Origin of the sequence: Sinomonas gamaensis (assembly GCF_005876955.1) — a bacterium.
GTDB classification, from domain to species: domain Bacteria; phylum Actinomycetota; class Actinomycetes; order Actinomycetales; family Micrococcaceae; genus Sinomonas; species Sinomonas gamaensis.
This window is the reverse complement of sequence record NZ_SSCL01000001.1, coordinates 67322-91057: the sequence shown is the minus strand read 5'-3', so window position 1 is coordinate 91057 and position 23736 is coordinate 67322. Positions and strand designations below refer to the sequence as shown.

The window sequence follows — 23736 nt, the reverse complement described above, 5'->3', positions numbered from 1 at the left end:
CGCTCACTCCCCCAGCGCGTCGAGGCGATGCTGTTCGTCCATGTCGATGCAGGACTGGATCACCGGGCCGAGATCCCCGTCCATCACCGCGTCGAGGTTGTAGGCCTTGTAGCCGGTGCGGTGGTCGGCGATACGGTTCTCCGGGTAGTTGTACGTGCGGATCCGCTCCGAGCGGTCCATGGTCCGGACCTGCGACTTGCGGGCCTCGGCGTTTTCCGCGTCGATCTGCTCCTGCTGGTGCGCGAGGAGGCGCGAGCGGAGCACTCGCATCGCGGCCTCTCGGTTCTGGAGCTGCGACTTCTCGTTCTGCATTGCCACGACGATGCCGGTCGGAAGGTGGGTGATGCGCACGGCGGAGTCGGTGGTGTTGACCGACTGCCCACCCGGGCCCGACGAGCGGTACACGTCGATCTTGAGGTCGTTCTGGTTGATCTCGATCTCCTCGGGCTCGTCGACCTCGGGGAACACGAGCACACCGGCCGCGGACGTGTGGATCCGCCCCTGCGACTCCGTCACGGGCACGCGCTGCACGCGGTGGACGCCGCCCTCGTACTTGAGGTGCGCGTACACGCCCTCCGCCGGGTCGTTGGACGAGCCCTTGATGGCGACCTGCACGTCCTTGTAGCCGCCGAGGTCCGACTCAGTGGAGGACAGGATCTCCGTCTTCCACCCCTTCGACTCGGCGTACCGCGTGTACATGCGCAGGAGATCGGCGGCGAACAGGGCGGCCTCGTCCCCGCCTTCGCCGCCCTTCACCTCGAGGATCACGTTGCGCGCGTCGTTGGCATCCCGCGGGATGAGCAGGCGGCGCAGCTTCTCCTGCGCGGTAGCGAGGGCCGCCTCAAGCTCCGGGACCTCGGCCGCGAAGTCCGGGTCTTCTGCCGCCATCTCCCGCGCGGCCTCGAGGTCGTCCGAGAGCTGCTTCCAGCGGGAGTGGGCCTCCACAATGCCGTTGAGCTGGGCGGAGCGGCGGCCGAGCTTCCGCGCGAGGGCCTGGTCCTGGTAGACCGCGGGGTCGCTCAGCTGCTTCTGCAGGTCTGCGTGCTCGTCCAGCAGTCCTTTCACGGACTCGAACATGGGGGGCCTTTCTTTTGAGGGGGCGAGAGAGCCGGGACAAACGACGACGGCGGCCGGCGCCGGGGTGTCCGGGCCGGCCGCCGTGCGGGGCAGCTAGTGCTTGTCGTTCTCCGACTTCGAGGCGAGCGTCGTCTTCTGCACTTGCAGGAGGAATTCGACGTTCGACTGCGTCTCGCGAATCTTCGACGTGAGCAGCTCAAGCGCCTGCTGGGTGTCGAGGCCGGAGAGCACACGGCGCAGGCGCCACATGATCTTGACCTCGTCCGAGGAGAGCAGGTTCTCCTCGCGGCGGGTGCCCGAGGCGTTGACGTCGACTGCGGGGAAGATGCGCTTGTCCGCGAGCTGGCGGGACAGGCGCAGTTCCATGTTGCCGGTGCCCTTGAACTCCTCGAAGATGACCTCGTCCATCTTCGAGCCGGTCTCGACGAGCGCCGTCGCGATGATGGTGAGCGACCCACCGTTCTCGATGTTCCGCGCGGCGCCGAAGAAGCGCTTCGGCGGGTACAGGGCCGCCGAGTCGACGCCGCCCGAGAGGATGCGGCCGGACGCCGGCGCGGAGAGGTTGTAAGCGCGGCCCAGTCGGGTCATGGAGTCGAGGAGCACGACAACGTCCATGCCGAGCTCGACGAGGCGCTTGGCGCGCTCGATGGCGAGCTCCGCGACGGTGGTGTGGTCGTCGGCCGGACGGTCGAAGGTCGAGGCGATGACCTCGCCGCGGACCGACCGCTGCATGTCGGTGACCTCTTCAGGCCGCTCGTCCACGAGCACCATCATGAGGTGCACCTCAGGGTTGTTGACCGTGATGGCGTTCGCGATGGACTGCAGGATGAGCGTCTTTCCGGCCTTCGGCGGGGAGACGATGAGGCCACGCTGGCCCTTGCCGATCGGGGCAACGAGGTCGATGACGCGCGGTCCGACCTTCTTCGGGTCGGTCTCGAGCCGCAGGCGCTCCGAGGGGTAGAGCGGGACGAGCTTGTTGAACTCGACGCGGTTCTTGAGGTCCTCGGTGTTCTTCCCGTTGACCGTGGTCACGCGGACCAGGGCGTTGAACTTCTGGCGGCCGCCCTGGTTCTGGCGGTTGTCCTCGCCGTCGCGCGGGGCCCGGATGGCACCGACGACGGCGTCGCCCTTGCGCAGGTTGTACTTCTTGACCTGGGCGAGGGGAACGTAGACGTCGTTCGGACCGGGGAGGTAGCCGGAAGTGCGGATGAACGCGTAGTTCTCGAGAACGTCGAGGATGCCTGCGACCGGCACGAGGACGTCGTCCTCGCTGACCTCGGCCTCGTCGATCTCCGGGCCCTGAGCGCGCCCACGACGGCGGTCGTTGCGGTCGCGGAACCGGTCATTGCGCCCGCCCTGCTGGGGCTGCTCGTCGCGATCGCGGTCGCGACCCCGGCGGTTGCGGCGGTTGCGGCGGTTGCCGCTCTCGTCGCCGTCGCTCTCATCACGACGGCGCTCCTCGCGGTCGCGATCGCGGCCGCGGCGGCGGCCTTCGCCCGCCTCGGCGGGCTGCGCCTCGGGCTGCTCAGCCTCGGCCGGCGCTTCGGCGCGAGCCGTCCCAGCTGCACGCGCCGTGTCGGCCGAAGCCTCGGCGGCCTGAGCCGTCTCAGGCGCAGCCTCAGCGGTCGGGGCCTCGGGCGCAGCGACGCTGCCGTCGCTCCCGGCACGACGGTTGCGGTTCCGGGTGCGCGGCTGGCGGGGCGCCTCGGTGGGCGCCGCCTCGGCTGGGGCCTCAGGCGCCTGCGGGGCTGCTTCGCTCACCGTCTCGGCCTGCACGGCGGGTGCCGCCGCAGCCTCGGTGGGCGCGGCAACGTCCGTGGCGGCAGCTTCAGCCGTCACGACGCCGTCGCTGCCAGCGCGACGACGTGTCCGGCCGCGGCCGCGGGCCGGAGCCTGAGCCTCTTCCGCCGCGGGGGCGGCGACGGGGGCAGCGGCCTCCGTCGTCGGAGCTGCAGCCTCAGGCTGCTGCGCTGTTGCCTCGGGCTGCCCTTGGGTCTTGCCGGCGGCCGAGGTGCGGCGCACCACCGGCTCGCCCTTCTGGTGCGCGGAGATGGCGGCTACGAGGTCGCCCTTGCGCATGCGGGAACCGCCGGTGATACCCAGCTGGGAGGCCAGAGCCTGGAGCTGCGCGAGCTTGAGGCCCGCAATCCCCTTGGATTCGGCCGAAGTGGAGGCGTCCACTGCTGGGTTCAGCTCAGTGGTCTGTGTCACGAAGGATCCTTCCCCGTCGACTGCGGCTGCTGTGTGAAGCGGCCGCATCGTGTTGATGACCGCTTTCAGACCAGCGGTCAGATTGGCTGCCCCGTTGCACCAGAGCGGTCAGGCGGGGCACACTGCGGATTCGCCCCAAGCATTCGAGGGGACAGAGCCTCTGCGGCGGCTGAGAGAGGACTGACCGGCTGCGGAGCTGGGTAGGGACGGCATTCGACAATGGTTGTGCTGGGCCTGTGGGGCGTACAGTTCGGTGGCGCTGCCTTACATGAAGCGCCGTGAACCTTGACCGGTGGGGCGAAAGCTACCGCGAATGCACTTCCACTTTAGCACCTTCGGAGTCAACAGCGAGCCGCAGGACACGCCAGACGGTCGAACCGCGCCCCTCGGGGCTTGCTGCGGGGTCGCCGTGGGTGATGCGCTCGACGGCGGCCTGCACCTCGTCTGCCTCTGCAGCCCCTGCCGCGAGGGCGAGCACGGTGGGGCCGGCCCCTGACACGACGGCAGCGTGACCCTCCGCCCGCAGACTCCGGATGAGCAGGGCGCTCGGCTCCATCGCGGACTCCCGATAGCTCTGGTGGAGGTAGTCCTCGGTGGCCGGAAGGAGCAGCGATGGGTCCTGCGTCAGGGCATGGACGAGAAGGGCGGCGCGACCCGAATTCGCGGCGGCCGCGTGATGCGGGACCGACGAGGGGAGAAGGGACCGCGCGAGTTCAGTCGAGAGCTCGTAGTCCGGCACGGCGACGATCGGCACGATGTCGGGGCGGACGCGCGCCACGGCGGTCCGGAACTCGTCGCCGTCCTGCCACGAGAGCGCGAGGGAGCCGAAGATCGCGGGGGCCACGTTGTCCGGATGGCCCTCGATCTCGCTGCACAGCTGGAGCACCCACTGGAGGTCCGGCCGATCCGCGGTATCGACGAGTTCGACGGCCGCGAGGACGGCGGCAACAGTGGCCGACGCGGAAGAGCCGAGCCCCCTGCCATGGGGGCTGACGTTGTGCGCCGTCAGCCGCAGCCCGGAGCGCCGGTAGCCGAGGCGGCCGAGGGCCGCGTCGACGGTGCGCACCACAAGATGGCTCGCGTCGTGGGGAAGCGTCTCGGCGCCCTCACCTGTGAGCGCAAAGGCAAGTTCGTCGTCGTCGGCCGTCTCGATGCTGACCGTGTCGTAGAGCGAGAGGGCGAGCCCCAGGCTGTCATAGCCCGGGCCGAGGTTGGCGCTCGTCGCGGGGACACGGACCGTGACCCGCTGCCCGGGAGCCACTGTGCGGAGGGAGGCCTCCCGGGCCGTCGAAGGGGCAGACATCAGGCGGAGGGCTCCAGTCCGAGCACACGCGCCACGCTCACCACGTCGTTGGCGACCTTGACCGGCTCGACTTGTCCGCCGCCCTCGGTGCGCAGCGCCCACTGCGGGTCCTTGAGTCCGTGACCCGTAACCGTGCAGACGATCCGCTGCCCGCTCGGGACCTTTCCGGCCGCGTGCATCTTCAGCAGGCCCGCCACGCTCGCGGCCGACCCCGGCTCCACGAATACGGCTTCCTTCGCGGAGAGCCAGCGGTGTGCCGCGAGAATCTGATCGTCAGAGACCGCGTCGATCAGGCCACCGGACTCGTCACGGGCTGCGACGGCAGTCTCCCACGACGCGGGGTTGCCGATGCGGATCGCCGTCGCGATCGTCTCCGGATGCGTGATGGGATGGCCCGCCACGAACGGGGCGGCGCCTTCGGCCTGGAAGCCCCACATGATGGGGAGCTTGGTCGAGACGGCCGGAAGCGTGCGCGCCTCCGAGCCCTCGCCATACGAGGACTCGGTGGCGTACTCCTTGTAGCCCTTCCAGTAGGCCGAGATATTGCCTGCGTTGCCCACCGGCAGAACGTGGATGTCCGGAGCGTCGCCGAGCGCGTCGACGATCTCGAAGGCTGCGGTCTTCTGCCCCTGGATGCGCGCCGGGTTGACGGAATTCACGAGGAACACCGGGTACGCTTCGGCGAGCTTGCGGGCGATCTCGAGGCAGTCATCGAAGTTCCCGTCCACCTGCAGTAGCGTCGCGCCGTGGGCGATCGCCTGACTCAGCTTGCCCATCGCGATCTTGCCCTCGGGCACCAGCACGGCGCAGGTGAGCCCAGCTGTCGTGGCGTACGCGGCCGCGGACGCGGACGTGTTGCCGGTCGAGGCGCACACCACCGCCTTCGCTCCCGAGGCAACGGCCGCCGTCATGGCCATGGTCATGCCGCGGTCCTTGAACGAGCCTGTCGGGTTCATCCCCTCGACCTTGAGGTATACCTCAGAGCCAGTGAGGGCCGAGAGCTGCTGCGCGTAGACGAGCGGCGTGCCGCCCTCGCCCAGCGTGATCACGCGGGTTGCCTCGGTAACCGGCAGGCGATCGGCATATTCGCGGATGACTCCGCGCCACTGGTGGGCCACTAGACTCCTTCGACTCGGAGGACGCTCGTCACGGATTCGACGACGTCGAGGTTGTTGATGTCCGCCACGGTTTCGGCGAGCGCCTTCTCGCTGGCGGGGTGGGTCACGAACCGCAGCTCCGCGCGGCCGTCGCCCGCGCCAGGAGCGCCGCCGTCGATCGTCTGCCGCATGGCTTCGATCGAGACCCCGTGGTCGGCGAAGACGGCCGCGACGCGCGAGAGCACGCCCGGCTGGTCCGCGACCTCAAGGCCGATGCTGTAGCTCGTGGTAATGGCATCTACGCCCACCATGGGGAGCTTTCGCGTCGCCGTGTCGGTGCGGCCGGGCGCACCTGCAACCACGCGCCGCGCCGTCGAGACGAGGTCGCCCATGACTGCCGAAGCCGTGGGGCGACCGCCCGCTCCGGCCCCGTAGAACATGAGCTGACCGGCGTTCTCGGCTTCGACGAAGACGGCGTTGTACGCGCCGCGCACGGCGGCCAGCGGGTGCTCGCGCGGGAGCAGCGTCGGGTGGACGCGGACGCTCGTGCCCTCCACGGCGTCCTTGCCTGACTCGCTCTGGCCAACCCGAACAAGCTCGGCGATCGCCAGCAGCTTGATCACGAGGCCGGAGTCCTTGGCGGCTGCGATGTCGTCTGCGCTGACCTTCGTGATGCCCTGGCAGCGGACGTCGTCGAGGCTCACCGGCGTGTGGAACGCGAGGGTCGCGAGCAGCGCCGCCTTCGCTGCGGCGTCATGGCCTTCGACGTCCGCCGTCGGGTCGGCTTCTGCATAGCCCAGTCGCTGCGCCTCGGCGAGTGCGTCCGCGAACTGGGCGCCGGTCGAGTCCATCTGGTCGAGGATGTAGTTCGTCGTGCCGTTCACGATGCCGAGAACGCGCGTGATGTGGTCGCCCGAGAGGCTCTCGCGGATCGGCCTGATGATGGGGATAGCGCCCGCGACGGCTGCCTCGAAGCTCAGCTCGGCGTTATTGCGGTCTGCCTCCTCGAAGAGGGCGGGCCCGTCCTGTGCCAGAAGGGCCTTGTTGCCCGTGACCACGGACGCGCCCTTGCGGATGGCCCGAAGGATCAGCGATCGCGCCGGCTCGATTCCCCCCATGAGCTCGACGACGAGATCGGCGGAGTCCACCAGCGCCTCCGCGTCAGCGGTGAAGAGCTCGCGCGGAAGGTCGACGTCACGCTTCGCCTCCGGATTGCGCACGGCGATGCCCACGAGTTCGAGGCGAGCTCCCGAACGGGCGGCGAGGGCTTCGGCGTCCTCGAGCAGAATCCGCGCCACTTGGCTGCCGACGGTGCCGCAGCCCAGCAGAGCCACCCTGAGCACCTTGCGGTCGTCCGGCACGGTTTTCGGCTCGGGCCGCGTCTGAGTCTCGGTCATCCGGTCTCCCATCGGGTTGTCACACTCCCATGTCGCGGGAGAGCAGATCCTGTTCAGTTTCGCCGCGGACGATCCACCGTGCAGAACCGTGACGGACTGCGACGACGCCCGGGCGTGCGAGGTAGTTGTAATTGCTCGAAAGGGCCCAGCAGTAGGCGCCCGTTCCGGGGACGGCGAGAAGGTCGCCCCGTCCCGCGTCTGCCGGCAGGTACACATCGCGCACCACGATGTCGCCGCTTTCGCAGTGCTTGCCGACCACACGCGTGAGCTGGGGCTCCGCCTCCGAGGCCCGCGAAGCGAGGACTGCGGAGTAGTCGGCGTCGTAGAGGACCGGTCGAGCGTTGTCGCTCATGCCGCCGTCGACAGAGAGATAGCGCCGCACAGCGGTCGCGTCGCTCTCGGGTACGTCAACGACCACGTCCTTCGCGGTCCCCGCGCGGTACAGGGTGAAGGTGGTCGGCCCGACGATCGCGCGGCCCGGTTCGATCGAGATGCGCGGCGGGGTGATCTTCAGTTCCTCGGACGTCGAACGGACGACGGCGGCCATCGCCTGGGCGATCTCCTCCGGCGGGCGCGGGGTGTCCACGGGTGTGTAGGCGATGCCGTACCCGCCGCCGAGGTCGAGTTCCGGGAGGGCCACGCTGTACTCCGAGCGCATCGCGGCAAGGAACGTGAGCAGCTTGCTGGCGGCGAGCTCGAAGCCTTCGGGCTCGAAGATCTGCGAGCCGATGTGGCAGTGCAGGCCGAGCAGGTCGATGCTGTCGTGACCCGCCGCGGCAGCGACCGCTTCTTCCGCCGCGGAGGCGGCCGCCGCAGCAGCTTCCCCCGACTCTTCGGCGACCTCGGCCCGGAATTCCGCGCTGGCCGTCCCGGGGGCCATCGACAGACCGAACTTCTGGTCCTCATGCGCGGTGGCGATGAACTCGTGCGTGTGCGCGTGGACCCCGGGGGTCAGGCGCAGCATGACCTTCGCGCGCAGCTCCCGGCGCTCGGGATCCTGCTCCTCGCGTTCGGCCCGGTGTGCGGCGATCGCCGCGACGCGCTCGAGCTCGTCGAGGCTGTCGACCACGATGCGGCCAACGCCGAGATCGAGCGCCCGCTCGATCTCCGCGTCCGACTTGTTGTTGCCGTGGAGACTCAGCAGCTCGCCGGGGAGTCCGGCCTTGGCCGCGACCGCGAGCTCACCGCCCGAGCACGTGTCCAGGCGAAGACCCTCTTCCGCGACCCAGGCCGCCACCGCGGAACACAGGAAGGACTTGCCGGCGTAGTAGACATCCACTCCCCCGCACACGTCCGCGAACGCGGCGTCGAACGCCTCCTTGAAGGCGCGTGCGCGGGCCCGGAAATCGTCTTCGCTCATGACGAAGAGCGGCGTCCCGAACTCATGGGCAAGGTGCTCAACGCTCACCCCGCCCACGGCGAGCTCGCCGCCCGGCGTGCGTTCGACGTCGTGCGCCCACATCTTCGGCTCAAGCCCGTTCAGGTCTGCGGGGACGGCAAGCCACGCGGGAGCGAGGGGCGATTCCATGCTCACATCCTCTCCGGCGCCGAGACACCGAGCAGATCGAGGCCGTTCGCGAGGACCTGGCTCGTCGCGTCGTTGAGCCACAAGCGAGTGCGGTTGACGTCGGTGATCTCCTCGTCGCCGCGCGGAGCGATCCGGCAGTTGTCGTACCAGGAGTGGTACGCCGTCGCGACTGTCTCGAGGTGCCGCGCCACCCGGTGCGGCTCGCGGAACTCGGCAGCCTTGCCCACGATCGACGGGTAGGCGGCGAGGTGCGCGAGAAGCTCGCCCTCGGTCGGGTGTGTGAGGAGCGCGGCGTCGAACGCGTCGCGTCCGTCGATGATGCGCTCCACCCCTGCTGCCACGGCATTCCGAGCAGCGCCGCGGGAGCGAGCGTGGGCGTATTGGACGTAGTAGACAGGGTTCTCGTTGGAGTGCTTGCGAAGCAGCTCCGGATCGAGCGTGAGCGGCGAATCGGCGGGGTACCGCGCGAGGGAGTAGCGCACGGCGTCCTTGCCGATCCAGTCGATGAGGTCCTTGAGCTCGATGATGTTGCCCGCACGCTTGGACAGCTTGGCGCCGTTCACAGACACGAGCTGGCCGATGAGGATCTCGATGCTCGCCTCGGGGTCATCGCCGGCGCACGCCGCAATGGCCTTCAGCCGGTTCACGTAGCCGTGGTGGTCCGCGCCCAAGAGGTAGATCTTCTCGGGGAACCCACGGTCCTTCTTGGAGAGGTAGTACGCGGCGTCCGCGGCAAAATAGGTCGGCTCGCCGTTGGCGCGGATGAGGACGCGGTCCTTGTCATCGCCGAAGTCCGTGGTGCGGAGCCACACGGCACCGTCCGCGTCGAACACGTGCCCCTGCTCTCGGAGGCGCGCCACGGCGGACTCGATGGCCCCAGAATCGTGCAGGCCCTCCTTCTCGGAGAAGTACACGTCGAACGAGACGCCGAACGCGGCAAGCGTGGCCTTGATGTCCCGCATCTGTGCCTCGTACGCGGCGTGGCGGACGATCGGGAGGGCTGCCTCTTCCGTGAGTTCGCGCACGTCCGGGTGCTCAGCGAGCACCTCGTGCCCGAGATCGACGATGTATTGGCCCGGATAGCCGCCCTCCGGCACGTCGCGGCCGTGCAGGCGCGCCAGCACGGAGTTCGCGAAGACGTTCATCTGGTTGCCGGCGTCGTTGATGTAGTACTCGGCGGTGACCTCCGCCCCGGAGGCGCGCAGGACTCGCGCGATCGAATCCCCGAGCGCTGCCCAGCGGGTGTGGCCGATGTGCAGCGGGCCAGTGGGGTTCGCGGAGACGAACTCCATGTTGATGACGTGGCCCGCGAGTGCGTTGTTGCGGCCGTAGACCGGCCCTGCCTCGACGATGACCTTCGCGAGCGCCCCCGCAGCCGCGGCGTCGAGCGTGATGTTGAGGAAGCCGGGCCCCGCGACCTCGACGCTCTTGACGCCGTCGAGCGAGGACAGGCGCGAGGCGAGGATCTCCGCGAAGGCGCGCGGATTCATGCCCGCCTTCTTGCCCAGCTGGAGGGCGATGTTGGTGGCCCAGTCACCATGCTCCCGGTTCTTGGGCCGCTCCACGCGGATCTCCTCGGGCACCTCGACGGCGACGTCGCCGGCGCGCACGGCTTCCTCGAGACAGGCAGAGATAGCGGAGGAGAGTTCTTCGGGAGTCACAACCCTAGGTTACCGGCGGGGTGGTGCCGCCCTGAAACCGCGCTGGCACCACGACGCCGGGATGGTCCTCGATGAACCTCGGCCGGCAGACCACCCAGCCCGCCACCGCGAGGATGACCAAAGTCACACCCAGGAAGGCGAACGACGCCGTCCAGGCCCCGGTCGCGTCGTGCAGGATGCCGGCGAAGAGCGGCCCCGCGCATGCAAGCAGGTAGCCGAGGCCCTGGGCGAATCCCGACACTGCACCCGAGGCCTGGTGGGAGTGCGTCCGGAGATTCACCAGCACGAGCGAGAGCGGGAACGTAGCAGGCCCGAGGCCCGCGAGGGTGGACCACAGCCACGTCGCCGTCGCCGGGGCGAGCAGGAGGCCGAGGTAGCCGGCCACGAAACAGGAAACCCCGAAGACGACGATGGGGAACGGGTTGCGCAGGCGGCTCGCGAGGACCGGCACGATGAGGCTCATCGGGAGGCCGACGCCGGAGAAGATCGCGAGCTGCAGGCCAGCCTCCCCCGGAGTCAGCCCGGCTCCCGCCACGAGGGGAGGCAGCCACGCGAAGAGCGTGTAGGTGTTCAGCGACGTGCAGCCGAACAGCAGGGCGAGGGCCCATGCCGAGGGCGAGTGCCATGGGCGGACGACGACGCGAGGAGCGGACGATGCGCGGGCCGGCGCCTTCCGCCGTCGCCTCTCCTGCGGGCTCCATGCCGTGAGCCACGGCAGGATGGCGATCGCGTTGACCGCGGCCCACCAGCCAATCGAGACGCGCCAGCCCGCAGAGTCTGCAACAGGCACCGCGAGGACCGGCGGGACGGTGGTGCCAAGGCTGATGACCGTCACGTAAAGGGCCGTGAGGAGGCCGATCCGACGCGGGAAGTACTTCTTGACCATCGGCGGAAGGACAACATTCCCCGCACCCATCCCAGCGAGCGCGAGCGCGGAGCCCGCGAGGAACAGCCCGGTCTCAGGCGCGACGGCCCGGACGATCTGGCCCGCCCCTGCCGCAACCATGCATCCAACGGCGAGCGTCTCGACACTCCATCGCCGCATGAGCAAGGGAGTGACGAGTCCTGCGGCGCCGAAGAGCGCCGTGGGCAGCATCCCGAGGATTCCGATAAGCCATGACGGGAGGAACAGATCCTTCGCAATCATCCCCGTCAGGGGCGGCACGCTTGTGACTGCGATGCGCAGCGTGAACGCCACGATGAGGATTCCTGCTCCGGCCACGATCCGGCCGCGTCTTCCGGGGGTGGGCTTCGCCGCGTCCTCAGGTGCCGTGGTTGTTCCCTTCTCGCTCACCCCACGACGTTACAGCAGGGTCGACGACCGGCCGTTCAGTCTGGGTGCCGCCCGCTCGTGATCCCGCCTACGACGACAAGTCACAGCCGTACCCGTTCACAGCTACCGCACAGGCCAGAAGGTTGAACTCCCCGGGCTCGGGCTACGTTTAAGAGGCAACCATCCGCACCGTCCGCAGAACCCGAGCACGTCAGGATTGCAGCCCATGCCCTCCCCCTCCACCCTCCGCCGCTTCACGTCCCAGCCCGCTCGCCAAGTGGTTTTGGGCGCTCTGGCAGGGGCGTCCCTCGTGGGGGCTGTGGCCGGATGCGCTCCCTCCAACGTGAGCGCGGGCACCGAGGGCCGCGCCCCTTCAGGCTCGGTGCCGACGACGGCGACATCGGCGAGCGCAGCTGGCGGCAGTTCCGTCTCCCACGCCTACAGGGACGGGACCTACAGTACTGACGGCCATTACACGTCCCCCAACGGTCCCGAGACAGTCGGCGTCACGCTGACCCTCAAGTCGGGAGTCGTCACGGACGTGCAGATCACCGAGCATCCGACCAGTGCCAACACGCGTCTGTTCCAGAAGCACTTCGCCTCGGGGATCAAGGACGTGGTGGTGGGCAAGAAGCTGGATGACCTGAACGTGGGCGTCGTGGCCGGGTCGTCGCTCACGGGGCAGGGCTTCAATGACGCCGTCTCGGTCATCAAGGGTGAAGCCTCCTAGGGCCGCAATGGAGAGCTTCAAGTTCGAGGCAATAGGCACCCTCTTCGAGGTCCGCACCGCCCACCCCCTTGGCGATGGGCTCGAATGGGCCCTCTTGAATGAGGCCGAGCGGTTTGATTGGGTCTGGTCCCGGTTCCGGCCCGATTCCCTGGTAGCGCAGATGAGGGCGAACGGCGGCCGGTGGGATCTTCCCGCGGAGAGCTCGCGGCTCTCCGCCCTCTACTCGCGCCTGTACCGCGTCACGGACGGCGGCGTCAATCCATGGGTCGGGTCGAGCCTCGAGCGGCTCGGCTACGGTCCCGGGTACGAGCTGGTCCCGGTGGGCGGCCCGGAACCGGCCCCATCATGGGACGCCCAGCATCTCTGGCAGGGCGCCGCCGTCGTCCTCGCCCACCCCGCCGTGCTGGACATCGGCGCAGCCGGCAAAGGCCTTCTCGTCGATCTCTTCGGCGCGATCCTCGAGGAAGCTGGCCATTCCGAGTACCTCATCGACGGAAGCGGCGACATCCGGCACGCTGGCAGCGAACCGATCCGGGCGGCCCTCGAGCACCCCTATCAGCCAGACGAAGCCATCGGAGTCGTGGAACTCCAGAACGGCGCCCTCTGCGCTTCGGCAGGCAACAGGCGGGCCTGGGGCGACGGCCTCCACCATCTTCTCGACGCACGCACCGGCGCACCCGTCGAGACCGTCGTGGCCACGTGGGCCATGGCAGAGGACGCGATGACCGCGGATGGCATCGCCACCGCACTGTTCGTGTGCCCGGGCGCGGATCTGGTCGGAGAGTTCCCCGCCATCGAGTGGCTGCAGGTCTTCTCCGACGGTCACGCGGAGGGCAGTCCCGCCTTCATTGAAGGACTCTTCACATGACTCCAGTCCTCGCCGCGCCTGCGGCTGCAAAGGTCCGATTCGACACAGCCCTCGGCCGCGTGAGCCCCTACCGGCTCGTGGCCTCGGTCCTGGCCGTCCTCGTGGTGTACGGCATCGTGCTCGACGCCCTTGGCTGGCTGCGCTTCGGCGTCCCGGCGATGCTGGCTTCCCTCATCGTGTGCATCGTGATCTCGTATGGCGCCAACCGCGGAATTGCCGCCCTCATCCGGGTCCGCCCCCACTCGGAATCCGCACTCGTCACGGGGCTCCTCCTGTACTTCCTGTTCTGGCCCAGCCTCGCTCCGGCGGACTTGGCGCTGACCGCCCTTGCCTGTGTGCTGGCCATCGCGTCGAAGTACGTCCTCGCCCTGCATGGCCGGCATGCCTTCAACCCGGCAGCCTTCGGTGCGTTTGCCGTCGGACTGACCGGGCTCAGCGCGGCCGCGTGGTGGGCGGGAACTCCGGCCATGCTGTGGGGCGTCGTCCCTGGGGCGCTCCTGGTGCTCTACCGCGTGCAGCGGCTCGTCATGGCAGCTGTCTTCGCCGTCGTCGCCGTCGCCGCCTCGGCGATGGTCGCGGGCGGCACCACCGCCAGCCCCCTCGACTCCGCAATCCAAGCTGTCAGCCAATCGCCGCTCGTGTTCTTCGCCGCCTTCATGCTCTCGGAGCCGCTCACCATGCCGGGTCGCAGACAGTACCGCCTGGCCTATGCGGCCGTCGTGGCCCTCGCCTACGCCCTGCCTTACAGCTTCGGACCCATCGCCAGCTCACCGGAGCTCGCACTCCTCGTGGGAAATCTCCTGGCCTTCGCGTTCGGGCTCTCCCGAGGCGTGCCGCTGCGCTTCGTCGAACGTAGACCCCTCACCCCGACCGCCGAGGAGTTCGTCTTCGTCCCAGGACGCCGTGCCCGTTTCCTTCCCGGGCAATACGCTGATCTCAGCCTTCCGACGCCGGGCGGAGCGCTGCCCGGGAGCCGGAGGACCTTCAGCTTCGCGAGCTCGCCGTCGTCCGATCTGATCTCCTTCGGGGTGGGGATGGCTCCTCCCCTTTCGCCGTCGAAGCAGGTCCTCAGACAGCTCGTGCCGGGCCAACGCGTCCAAGTGGCTGCCATAGGCGGCGACTTCGTCCTTCCCCGCGACCGCGAGGTCCCCATCCTCCTCGTCGCGGGAGGCATCGGCATGACCCCCTTCGCCTCCATGCTGCGGGCGGCGAGGAGCCGCGGCGAGGCACGGGACGTCGTCGTCCTCGCTTCGGTGCCTAGCCCCGAGGAGCTGCCCTTCTCTGAGGTCCTCAAAGCCTCCGGCGCGCGCGTCATCGTCCGCACGTCCGACGGCGCAAGTCCCCCCGATTTCGCCGAGGACGCCGGCAGCGAGGCGTTCACGGCCCAGCGCCTGCGCGAGCTCGTGCCCGATCTCACCGCGCGGACCGCCTACGTTTCCGGACCGCCGTCGTTCGTCGGAGCCGTCGCCACGTCGTTGCGGAAGGCTGGCGTGGCCCACATCCGCCGAGACGCGTTCTCGGGGTACTGACGTTCTCGGGTAACGGCAGGGTGTTGAGCGCCTGTCAGCGCGGCGTAGGCTGGCTGGCGGCGAGAACCTTCGGGAAGGAGCAGGCATGGACCAGGACATCCAGAACCGCATCAAGGAGCTCATCGAGGAGGAGCACAAGCTCCGGACGGCCCGGGGCGAGGGCGAAATCTCGGCCGGCGAGGAGCAGTCGCGCCTCGGCTCGGTCGAGGCCCAGCTCGACCAGTGCTGGGACCTGCTCCGCCAGCGGCGGGCCAAGAGGCAGTACGGCGAGAACCCGAACGAGGCCGAGGTCCGCTCGCCGGACGTCGTGGAGAACTACCTCGAATGAGCCTGACGTCGGCCTGCTGACGGCGTGGCGAGTTGCCATGCGGCCGGTTTGCGCGTCCGGGGTGGGCACCTGATAAGCTCGATGAGTCCCACGGGCTTCTAGCCCAAGCCCTCGTAGCTCAGGGGATAGAGCGTCTGCCTCCGGAGCAGAAGGCCGTAGGTTCGAATCCTATCGAGGGCACCACTGTGGTGTTTCGGGACATCGGCTACAGATGTCTCGAAACATCGCCGACACCCCCGGTCTTCGGATCGGGGGTGTTTTTCTTTTTCGGCTGGTAGCCCTTGGCAGGGTCGATGGCGAATTCGGCGAGGATCTCGCCTGTGCCTTGCTCGAGGGCGGGTGTTCGGTGCGGTGTCGTAGGCGACCATCGTGGAGGCGTTGTTGTCGAAACTCTTCCACCCCAGCGGTTCGCCCTCGTTCTCGGCCTTCAGCCCCGCGGGCGATTGCGGCCGGCCCCTAGCCAGGCTCTGACCGGTGGGGGCCTGATCTCCTTCCCGCGGCGTCAGCTACATGACCGATTGCGTCGGCGTGCCGGTCGGAGTGCCGAGCCCGCCGTGCCCGTGGGTGGCGCCCGAGCGCACCGGTTCATTCCCTCCCGGTCATACCGCTTTATAGCCTGTCGACCATGAAATTTATAGCCTGTCGACCATGAAACCGGGACTGGGGAACCGACTGTTCGGCTGGCTGATCATCGCCGTGATCCTGGTGTTCATCGCCGCAGCAATCTGGGCGATCGCCACCGTGAAGCCGGCATAATCGGGACCTAGCAGACCAGGATCACGTAGCCGGGGTTGTCCTGGAAGAACGCTTCAAGAGGCGCTTTGATGGTGTGCGAACTTGCGCAGTCGTTCGCCGTACCCGGTGCATCGACTCGAGTAATTCCACATCCCGGTGATGATCCCTGGGCGTAGGCGTGCCCGTTCCGTCCCGCTAGAACGGGGCCGCCCGAGTCACCTTGTCCGCTTGCAGGTAGGCCGTCGACCTGGTGCGTGGCTGTGTTCACGCCTTACGCTTTAGCTCGCCTTCCGGGGTCCATCCTGGGGGCAGCCTTCGGTCTAGGCTCACGGCTGCGAGGACCAGCGCGATCTGGATCACGATCACGCACCCCAGATAAGCGAGTTGGCCCGGTAGCCCCAAGGACGCCCCCGTCAGCAGTTTGACTGCGAGAGGCACGCCAAGGGCAAGGATCGCGAAATACGCCGCGAGGTTCCCGAGCGTCTTCCCCCTCGACTGATGCTTTGATCGCGGGACCTGCTCGGCGAAGACGCTCGGCCGGAAGCGATCGCCTTGCTCCACCGAAATCTCGTCTGCCTTAGCAAGCAAGCCCGGAAGGGCAGACTCGTCAACGCCGCGTTTCCGCAGTGCCGAGGCGAGTTCCTTCGCTTGAGTCCTATCCATAGCACCCTCTCCCCATGTCCCAGCTAACCTCCTGCCTAGTTCACGTCCCTACGCCTGTGCCGCCATGCTCCAACTGCTGCCGGAACCAGAATCCAGATCACCGCAGAACTGAGGGCGGGAAGAGTCTCGCCGCCTTCGCTGAGAAAATTGGAAAACGTTGACGACCGGACATACGCCGTCGGGATATTGGGGACCAACCCGATCAAGAGATCGGCGACTGTGGACTGGATCAGGACCACCACAACGGCCAGGGGAGTTGACATCAGAGCTGAAGCCACCGCGGCGCCCGAGATCGAACCAATCAGAACGGCGCAGGTGGCGTACCAGAGGCCCTGCCCGAGGCCGGTGTAAACAACATCGACTCTGGAGAACCCCGCGAGGACCACCGCGACAAGAACCGCCAAGAGGCAGATGGCCGCCATAACCGCCGTCGCAAAAAGTGTGACCGCGATGTACTTCGCGCCCAAGATCACGAGCCGCCTCGGCTGCAGCGCGTAGAAGGTCATCACGTCCTTGTACTGCCAGTCTGAAGTCACCGAAAGGATAGCAAGCAGTGGCGCGACGATGGCTCCTGGAAGAGCCAAACCCATCAAGAGGACGGGCACATCCAAGACGCCGCCTCTTTCGATAGACAGTCCCGCCGCGAGTGCGATCAGCGTCAGGCCTATGAGAATCATCGCGAAGAGGAGGCAGCGTGCACTCCGGGTGTCCACGAGCTTCCGTGACTCCACCCGAACGGCAACGGCAAGAGGTCCCGAAAGGAAGGCTGCCATCTTATGTTTCCTTCTCATCGCCGATGTTGGGCTCACCGCGACCGGCCCTGAATTGCGGCGACGTGACCGCGCCGTATTGGGCCTCAAGCGTCACTGCTGCAGCTGGCCCGAGATGGTTCACTTTGACCCGGCGCGACCACATTGCATCGCCAATTTCGCCGGCCGTACTGCGAACCCGAAAACCTGGACCAGCGGCTCGCTCGCGCCCTCGAAGGTGCTCGAATCCCTCAGCGACAAGGACCTCTTCGATCTCGTCCAAATCAGGGCCGCTGACAAAGGTCCATTCGCTCAGTGCCCCGCGCCGCACAATATGATCTGACACCACACGGCCGCGATCGAGGATCACCGCTCTGTCGACGTAGGTCTCCAATTCGTTCAGCAGATGGCTTGAGACGACGACTGCGGTGCCATTGTCCCCGAGCGAACGCAGCAGCCTCTTGAGCCACGTCATCCCCTCGACATCCAGGCCGTTCGCCGGTTCGTCCAGAACCAGAACCCCGGGCTCTCCGAGGAGCGCGATGGCGAGGCTGAGGCGCTGACGCATCCCGAGGGAGAGGACGCCCACCTTCCGCGCCGGAACGGATGCAAGGCCGACTTCGGTCAACACTGCGTCCACTCGACTTTTAGGGAGACGCATCATCATTGCCGCAAGCCTGACCGTCTCTCGCACGGATCTTCCCGGATGATGCGCCCACGGGTCCAGAAGAAAGCCAACTTTCCGGCCAGGATTTTCGAGCGACTGATAGGGCTCGCCATCAATAAGAACACGGCCCCCATCAGGGCGTACAAGGCCGGCGATCACCTTGAGAGTTGTGGATTTTCCCGAGCCATTGGGCCCGATATAGCCCATGATCGTTCCCGCATCGCATGAGAAGCTCACGTGGCTCAAGGCTTGAATCCGCTCATAGGACTTGGAGATGTCTTCGACCTCTAGTTTCATCAGCACACCTCTTTCCGTTTCGCCCTCCTGAGCCACAGGGCGAGAATCGCAAGAATCAGTAAACCCAACCCTGCGTCAAAGATCACCGTCGAAATTCTTGCCTCGGAGCCGAGACGAGCGTCTGGAAAAGTCGCAACCGTCACGTTGGCCACGATATGGAAGGCAATCGCCGGCCAGATGGAGTGCGTCGCGACGAGCATGCCGAATGCCAGCAGAGAAAAAACGAATGCGTCGACGAAGACGGAGATGTTCGGCGAGGGGTGCCGCAGTGCAAAGACAGACGAGGTCAGAACGACGCCCGCGACGAGTACGGGGCGCCGAAGCCTCCGGCCCCAAATAAGGATCAGGAACGGAAGGCCCCGAAAAAGCAGCTCTTCGAATAACGCCGAAGGAACCAATAACAGAGTTTGCAAATTCTCCTCCGCCAGATCTGTCCAAATCGATCCAGCCACCAGAATGAGGGACACCAGGACCGAAGCGATGCCCAGTCGACGTACAAATTGTGTGTGGCCAAACAATTGGGATGGAAAAATGCCACCAATTCTCAGCACCGCAGTGGTGATCATCGCAGTGACGGCGAGCGCAGCCGAGTTCGCGCGCTCTTCGGAAGCCCCGAGGACTGAGGCGACAGCATGCGAAGTGACCATGAGGGCCACCACCCCGAGAAGCGCAAGAACTAAGGCGACGAGTCTAGCCAGCTGGCTCATCATCGCTGCCCGGCCGAACGAAGCTGTCACCATCCGAAGAAGTAGTGCCTGAGGCTAAGGTAAATGTCCCAGAGCGTTCCGCCACCGAACCAGCTAAAAACACCGCGCATTCAGCCGTTCAGACCGTTCCACCAGCCGACGAAGGACGACCACCCCGACCTTACGGCATTGACTATTGAGTTCCAGAGGTAACGCGCATTGGACCAAATCCAGTTGAGGAGAGGCCCCACGTTGATACGCTTCTGCCCGTCTTTGATTACCCCATCCGATCCGGAGGGTAGTCCCGGGCCGCCGAGTTGCGGAAGAGTCGTCATCGACCGGAGGCCCAATTCCCCCAACTTCTGTCCGGTGGCTGATATCGATGCTTGCGAGATTGCCTGCACCGAAAATAGCCGGCCGGCAGGAGGCGTCGAAAGAAGGACGGCCGCGGCCAAAGAGGCGGCAATGGCCTTGGTTCGGACTGCATTAGAGGCTCTTGTTGCTGACACCATTCGTGTCCCCCCATAGATTCGCTCTGGTGCTTGCTCAGATAGAGCGTGATGTGATCCGGCGGGTGCTGTCAAATTCAACTTGTCGAAAATACAAGTAGGTGACACCAGAAATCCAAGCTGTTCCTGGTTTCACCGGTAGTTAGCAGCCTCGTCCACGCAATCCAGCCCGAAGTATCCACTTCGTAAAAATACAAGGATGGGACGACTCATATCTCGCACATCAGCCGTCACCGATCTCCACGACACAGACGTCGAGGCCGACCTCTGGACTGCGCCGGGCCGAGCGGCTCGAGTGGGCGCCAGCGGAGAAGCCGAGGGATTTGGAGGAGCCAACTAGACTGGATCAGCCATGGCCATGACCATTACGTATCCCAGCTCCCTGCCTGTCTCCGAGCGGCGCGACGAGCTCATGGAGGCGATCGCCGCGCATCAGGTCACCATCATCGCGGGCGAGACGGGTTCCGGGAAGACCACCCAGATCCCCAAGATGTGCCTCGAACTCGGCCTCGCGGACAAGGGCCTGATCGGCCACACCCAGCCGCGAAGGCTCGCTGCCCGCACTGTCGCCGAGCGCATTGCAGAAGAGCTGGGAGTGGAGCTCGGCCATGAAGTGGGGTTCCAGGTCCGCTTCACCGGCGAGGTCGGCCCCCAGACGAAGGTCAAGCTCATGACCGACGGCATCCTGCTCGCCGAGATCCAGCGCGACCGGCTGCTGCGCCGCTATTCGACGATCATCATCGACGAAGCGCACGAACGCAGCCTCAACATCGACTTCATCCTCGGCTACCTCAAGCGGATCCTGCCGCAGCGGCAGGACCTCAAGCTCATCATCACCTCCGCGACCATCGATCCCGAGCGCTTTGCGCGCCACTTTGCGCGGGAGCTCCCGGACGGGACGGGCGAGCCCGCCCCCGTGCTCGAGGTCTCGGGGCGGACCTTCCCCGTGGAGATCCGCTACCGACCGCTCGTCGCCGACAATCCCGGCGAGGACGACGACGAATCTTCGGTCGCGCGCTCCGACGACGCCCTCGAGGAGGACCGCGACCCCGTCGACGCCGTGTGCGACGCCGTCGAGGAGCTGTCACGGGAGGCTCCCGGCGACATCCTCATCTTCTTCTCGGGCGAGCGCGAGATCCGCGACGCGGCCGACGCTCTGTCTTCGCGCATCCAGTCGAACCGGCGGCTTGCCGGTGCCGAGATCCTCCCGCTCTACGCCAGGCTCTCCCTCGCCGAGCAGCACCGAGTCTTCACACCCGGAGGACGGCGGCGGATCGTCCTCGCGACGAACGTCGCCGAGACCTCCCTCACCGTGCCCGGCATCAAGTACGTCATCGACACGGGCACCGCCCGCATCTCGCGCTACTCGCACCGGACCAAGGTGCAACGCCTCCCGATCGAGCGCGTCTCGCAGGCCTCGGCCAATCAGCGAGCCGGCCGCTGCGGTCGTACGTCGGATGGCATCTGCATCCGCCTCTACTCCGAAGAGGACTTTCTCTCACGGCCCGAATTCACCGACCCGGAGATCCTGCGGACCAATCTCGCCGCCGTCATCCTCCAGATGACCGCGATGGGGATCGCCCGAGGACCCAAGGACGTCGAAGCGTTCCCGTTCGTGGAGCCGCCCGAGACGCGGGCGATCAACGACGGCGTGAACCTGCTGCGCGAACTCGGCGCGCTTGTGGAGCCGGGCAGCGCCCCTGAACCTGCGGGGGCCAACGGCCGCCAGCGCGGCAAGGGAGGCCGCGGACGCGCGGGAGGCCTTACCGCGGTCGGCCATCAGCTCGCGCAGCTCCCCGTCGATCCGCGGCTCGGACGCATGATCGTGGAGGCGTCCAAGCGCGAGTGCGCGCGCGAGGTCATGGTGCTCGCGGCGGCGCTCACGATCCAGGACCCACGGGAGCGTCCTTCCGCCGACACCGGCAAGCGCCAGCAGGCCGACGAGAAGCACGCGCGCTTCAAGGACGAGAACTCGGACTTCTCCGCGTACCTGAATCTCTGGAACTACCTGCAGGAGAAGCAGCGCGAGCTCTCGTCCTCGGCCTTCCGCAGGCTGTGCAAGGCGGAGTTCATCAACTACCTGAGGGTTCGTGAATGGCAGGAGCTCTTCCAGCAGCTCCGCCAGCTCGGGCGGCCCCTCGGCATCAGCCTCGGTCCGGGTCGGGACACCGATCCCGTCGGGAACCACGACGCGGTCCACATCTCCCTTCTCGCGGGGCTGCTGAGCCACATCGGGCTCTTGGACGAGCGCAAGCGCGAATATGCGGGCGCGCGGGGCACGCGCTTTGCGATCTTCCCGGGTTCGGCGCTCTTCCGGAAGAACCCGACCTACGTCATGGCAGCGGAGCTCGTGGAGACGAGCCGTCTGTGGGCTCGGACCGTTGCGAAGATCGATCCCGCCTGGGCGGAACTCGTGGCACCGCATCTGGTCAAGCGCAGCTACTCCGAGCCGCACTGGTCCAAGCGCATGGGCGCCGTCATGGCGTACGAGAAGGTCACCCTCTATGGGGTTCCCGTCATCCCCCAGCGGCGCATCAACTACGGGCGCATCGACCCCGTCCTCGCGCGTGAGCTGTTCATCCGCCACGCCCTCGTCGAAGGAGACTGGCGCACCCACCACGCCTTCTTCCGCCGCAACCGGGAGCTGCTGGAAGAGGTCGACGAGCTCGAGACCCGTGTGCGCCAGCGGGGTCTCCGGGTCGACGACGAAACGCTGTTCGAGTTCTACGACGAGCGGATTCCAGCGGATGTCGTCTCGGAGCGGCATTTCGACGCGTGGTGGAAGAAGGCGAAGCACCAGGATCCGCATCTCCTCGACTTCGACCGCCAACTCGTGCTCAGCGAGAAGGCCGAGGACCTCGACGACACCTCCTATCCCACCGTGTGGCGTCAAGGCTCCTTCGAGCTTCCGCTCACCTACAAGTTCGATCCAGTGGCCCCAGGCGGGACACCGGATCCAAGCGACGGCGTGACGGCCGAGGTTCCGGTGCTGTTCCTCAACCAACTCGACCCCGAGCCGTTCAGGTGGCAGATCCCCGGGCTTCGCGCCGACCTCGTCGCCTCGCTCATCAAGTCACTCCCCAAGCAGGTGCGGAAGAACTTCGTGCCGGCACCGGACGTGGCTCGGCAGGCCGTCGGCGTGCTCGAGGCCGACTTCGATCCGCAGCGGGACGAGCTCGAGGAGGCCCTCGAACGGGCCCTGCGGCGGGTCAAGGGACACGTGGTACCCCCGGGTTCGTGGAACTGGGAGACCGTGCCGCCGCATCTGAAGATGTCGTTCTCGGTCGTCGATTCCCGCGGAGCCGTCCTCGGCAGCGGCAAGGACCTCGTCGCGCTCCAAGAGCAGCTCGCACCCGCCACGCGCCGGGCCATCGCGGATTCGCTCGGCGCGACCCCCAAGACGACCCAGCGCGCGCCGAAGTCGGGCCCGGCGACGCCGACGTCGGGTGGTACCGCGCCGAAGTCGGGTGGTACCGCGCCGAAGTCGGGTGGTACCGCGCCGAAGTCGGGGCTGGCGGAACGCTCGGGGCTGACGGAATGGAGCGTCGGCACAATCCCGCGCACCGCAAGCACCGTCGTCGCGGGCCACACAGTCACGGGCTATCCCGCGCTCGTCGACGAGGGCCGAGGTACCAAGGGACAAGCGGGCGCGCGCGGAACCGTGGGCCTGCGGATCTTCCAGAGCGAGGAGGATCAGCTCCGGGCCCACCGCGGAGGGGTCATCCGGCTGCTCGCCCTGCGGATCCCGCCACCGGACCGCTACGTGCTCGAGCACCTCAACAACCGCGAGAAGCTCACGTTCAGCCAGAATCCCCACGGGAGCGTCGCGGAGCTGATCGCGGACTGCCTGCTCGCCGCGATCGACCGGCTCGTCCCGGCTCAACTGCCATGGGACCGCGAGGCTTTCGATGCGCTCTACGATCACGTCCGGGCCGAGCTGATCGACACGGTCTTCTCGGTCACGGCGATTGTCGAGCAGGTGCTTGCGTCAGCGAACCGCATCTCGAAGCAGCTCAAGGGAACCACGAGCCTTGCCCTCGTGAGCGGGCTCAACGACGTCAAAACGCAGCTCGAGCAGCTGGTGTACCCCGGCTTCGTCGCGAAGACGGGCTACGCCCAACTCACCCATCTTCCCCGGTACCTCCACGCGATCGAGCGGCGGCTCGAGAAGATGCCCGCGAACGTCCAGCGGGACGCAGTGGCGATGGGCACCGTGCAGGCCCTCGAGGATGACTATGACGACGCCGTCGCGGCACTCGCTCCCACCGGCCGCAACCAGGCCAAGCTCGAGAAGGTGCGCTGGATGATCGAAGAGCTGCGGGTGAGCCTCTTCGCCGTCGAACTCGGGACGGCTGGCAAGGTCTCCGAGAAACGCGTGAGGCAAGCGCTCAACGAGGCCCTCGCCCCGGTCTGACGCGCAAAGCCAGG

17 protein-coding genes and 1 tRNA gene are annotated in these 23736 nt (G+C 67.2%); 6 read left to right on the top strand and 12 right to left on the bottom strand.

What is annotated here, in order from left to right; all coding sequences use genetic code 11:
* Window positions 1–3: 3 nt before the first annotated feature.
* From prfA to E5679_RS00385, 8 genes are all read right to left on the bottom strand, one after another.
* On the bottom strand, window positions 4–1077 hold the full coding sequence (prfA, locus tag E5679_RS00420; protein ID WP_138413135.1) for a peptide chain release factor 1: 1074 nt from the start codon (window positions 1075–1077) through the stop codon (window positions 4–6).
* A gap of 93 nt (window positions 1078–1170) precedes the next feature.
* Complete coding sequence (rho, locus tag E5679_RS00415) at window positions 1171–3288, bottom strand: transcription termination factor Rho (protein WP_138413134.1); 2118 nt, start codon at window positions 3286–3288, stop codon at window positions 1171–1173.
* A 304-nt stretch (window positions 3289–3592) separates the two neighbouring features.
* A complete protein-coding gene (gene thrB / locus E5679_RS00410; RefSeq protein ID WP_138413133.1) occupies window positions 3593–4591 on the bottom strand; it encodes a homoserine kinase in 999 nt (332 codons plus the stop codon).
* Window positions 4591–5709, bottom strand: coding sequence for a threonine synthase (gene thrC / locus E5679_RS00405; RefSeq protein WP_138413132.1), 1119 nt, complete (start codon window positions 5707–5709; stop codon window positions 4591–4593). Before thrC ends, thrB begins: the two co-directional genes overlap by 1 nt.
* Window positions 5709–7085 carry a homoserine dehydrogenase gene (locus E5679_RS00400; RefSeq protein WP_138413131.1) on the bottom strand — a complete coding sequence of 459 codons (1377 nt, stop codon included), beginning with the start codon at window positions 7083–7085 and terminating at the stop codon, window positions 5709–5711. The genes thrC and E5679_RS00400 overlap by 1 nt, the downstream gene beginning before the upstream one ends.
* 19 nt (window positions 7086–7104) lie before the next feature.
* Complete coding sequence (locus E5679_RS00395) at window positions 7105–8613, bottom strand: diaminopimelate decarboxylase family protein (RefSeq protein ID WP_138413130.1); 1509 nt, start codon at window positions 8611–8613, stop codon at window positions 7105–7107.
* A 2-nt stretch (window positions 8614–8615) separates the two neighbouring features.
* Window positions 8616–10274, bottom strand: coding sequence for an arginine--tRNA ligase (argS, locus tag E5679_RS00390; RefSeq protein WP_138413129.1), 1659 nt, complete (start codon window positions 10272–10274; stop codon window positions 8616–8618).
* A 4-nt stretch (window positions 10275–10278) separates the two neighbouring features.
* The gene (locus E5679_RS00385; RefSeq protein WP_138413128.1) at window positions 10279–11568 is read right to left on the bottom strand and encodes a CynX/NimT family MFS transporter; all 1290 of its coding nucleotides are present in this window, start codon (window positions 11566–11568) and stop codon (window positions 10279–10281) included.
* A gap of 205 nt (window positions 11569–11773) precedes the next feature.
* Here E5679_RS00385 and E5679_RS00380 point away from each other — a divergent pair, with 205 nt between their 5' ends.
* The 5 genes from E5679_RS00380 to E5679_RS00360 all read left to right on the top strand — a co-directional run bounded on the left by E5679_RS00380 (window position 11774) and on the right by E5679_RS00360 (window position 15185).
* The gene (locus tag E5679_RS00380; RefSeq protein ID WP_249335862.1) at window positions 11774–12277 is read left to right on the top strand and encodes an FMN-binding protein; all 504 of its coding nucleotides are present in this window, start codon (window positions 11774–11776) and stop codon (window positions 12275–12277) included.
* 7 nt (window positions 12278–12284) lie between these two features.
* A complete protein-coding gene (locus E5679_RS00375; protein ID WP_138413127.1) occupies window positions 12285–13145 on the top strand; it encodes an FAD:protein FMN transferase in 861 nt (286 codons plus the stop codon).
* Complete coding sequence (locus E5679_RS00370) at window positions 13142–14674, top strand: FAD-dependent oxidoreductase (RefSeq protein WP_138413126.1); 1533 nt, start codon at window positions 13142–13144, stop codon at window positions 14672–14674. The genes E5679_RS00375 and E5679_RS00370 overlap by 4 nt, the downstream gene beginning before the upstream one ends.
* Window positions 14675–14759: 85 nt before the next feature.
* Entirely contained in the window at window positions 14760–15002 is a 243-nt protein-coding gene (locus E5679_RS00365) for a DUF2630 family protein (RefSeq protein WP_138413125.1), read from the top strand.
* 107 nt (window positions 15003–15109) lie between these two features.
* A tRNA-Arg gene (locus E5679_RS00360) sits at window positions 15110–15185 on the top strand.
* An 816-nt stretch (window positions 15186–16001) separates the two neighbouring features.
* Here E5679_RS00360 and E5679_RS00355 read toward each other — a convergent pair.
* The 4 genes from E5679_RS00355 to E5679_RS00340 are packed head-to-tail and all read right to left on the bottom strand — an operon-like array spanning window position 16002 to window position 18820.
* A complete protein-coding gene (locus E5679_RS00355; protein WP_138413124.1) occupies window positions 16002–16400 on the bottom strand; it encodes a hypothetical protein in 399 nt (132 codons plus the stop codon).
* 35 nt (window positions 16401–16435) lie between these two features.
* A complete protein-coding gene (locus tag E5679_RS00350; protein WP_138413123.1) occupies window positions 16436–17173 on the bottom strand; it encodes a hypothetical protein in 738 nt (245 codons plus the stop codon).
* A gap of 1 nt (window position 17174) precedes the next feature.
* Window positions 17175–18113, bottom strand: coding sequence for an ABC transporter ATP-binding protein (locus tag E5679_RS00345; protein WP_138413122.1), 939 nt, complete (start codon window positions 18111–18113; stop codon window positions 17175–17177).
* Complete coding sequence (locus E5679_RS00340) at window positions 18113–18820, bottom strand: CPBP family intramembrane glutamic endopeptidase (protein WP_171042190.1); 708 nt, start codon at window positions 18818–18820, stop codon at window positions 18113–18115. Before E5679_RS00340 ends, E5679_RS00345 begins: the two co-directional genes overlap by 1 nt.
* 840 nt (window positions 18821–19660) lie before the next feature.
* Between E5679_RS00340 and hrpA the strand changes: the two genes are divergently transcribed.
* On the top strand, window positions 19661–23722 hold the full coding sequence (hrpA, locus tag E5679_RS00335) for an ATP-dependent RNA helicase HrpA (RefSeq protein WP_138413120.1): 4062 nt from the start codon (window positions 19661–19663) through the stop codon (window positions 23720–23722).
* Window positions 23723–23736: the final 14 nt, after the last annotated feature.

What these genes read in the sequence shown, in the direction of transcription:
- prfA (WP_138413135.1), bottom strand. Translation starts at nt 1,077, where the DNA reads ATGTTCGAGTCCGTGAAAGGACTGCTGGACGAGCACGCAGACCTGCAG.
- thrB (WP_138413133.1), bottom strand. Translation starts at nt 4,591, where the DNA reads ATGTCTGCCCCTTCGACGGCCCGGGAGGCCTCCCTCCGCACAGTGGCT.
- E5679_RS00400 (WP_138413131.1), bottom strand. Translation starts at nt 7,085, where the DNA reads ATGACCGAGACTCAGACGCGGCCCGAGCCGAAAACCGTGCCGGACGAC.
- E5679_RS00395 (WP_138413130.1), bottom strand. Translation starts at nt 8,613, where the DNA reads ATGGAATCGCCCCTCGCTCCCGCGTGGCTTGCCGTCCCCGCAGACCTG.
- E5679_RS00380 (WP_249335862.1), top strand. Translation starts at nt 11,774, where the DNA reads ATGCCCTCCCCCTCCACCCTCCGCCGCTTCACGTCCCAGCCCGCTCGC.
- E5679_RS00375 (WP_138413127.1), top strand. Translation starts at nt 12,285, where the DNA reads ATGGAGAGCTTCAAGTTCGAGGCAATAGGCACCCTCTTCGAGGTCCGC.
- E5679_RS00370 (WP_138413126.1), top strand. Translation starts at nt 13,142, where the DNA reads ATGACTCCAGTCCTCGCCGCGCCTGCGGCTGCAAAGGTCCGATTCGAC.
- E5679_RS00365 (WP_138413125.1), top strand. Translation starts at nt 14,760, where the DNA reads ATGGACCAGGACATCCAGAACCGCATCAAGGAGCTCATCGAGGAGGAG.
- E5679_RS00355 (WP_138413124.1), bottom strand. Translation starts at nt 16,400, where the DNA reads ATGGATAGGACTCAAGCGAAGGAACTCGCCTCGGCACTGCGGAAACGC.
- E5679_RS00350 (WP_138413123.1), bottom strand. Translation starts at nt 17,173, where the DNA reads ATGGCAGCCTTCCTTTCGGGACCTCTTGCCGTTGCCGTTCGGGTGGAG.
- E5679_RS00345 (WP_138413122.1), bottom strand. Translation starts at nt 18,113, where the DNA reads ATGAAACTAGAGGTCGAAGACATCTCCAAGTCCTATGAGCGGATTCAA.
- E5679_RS00340 (WP_171042190.1), bottom strand. Translation starts at nt 18,820, where the DNA reads ATGAGCCAGCTGGCTAGACTCGTCGCCTTAGTTCTTGCGCTTCTCGGG.
- hrpA (WP_138413120.1), top strand. Translation starts at nt 19,661, where the DNA reads ATGGCCATGACCATTACGTATCCCAGCTCCCTGCCTGTCTCCGAGCGG.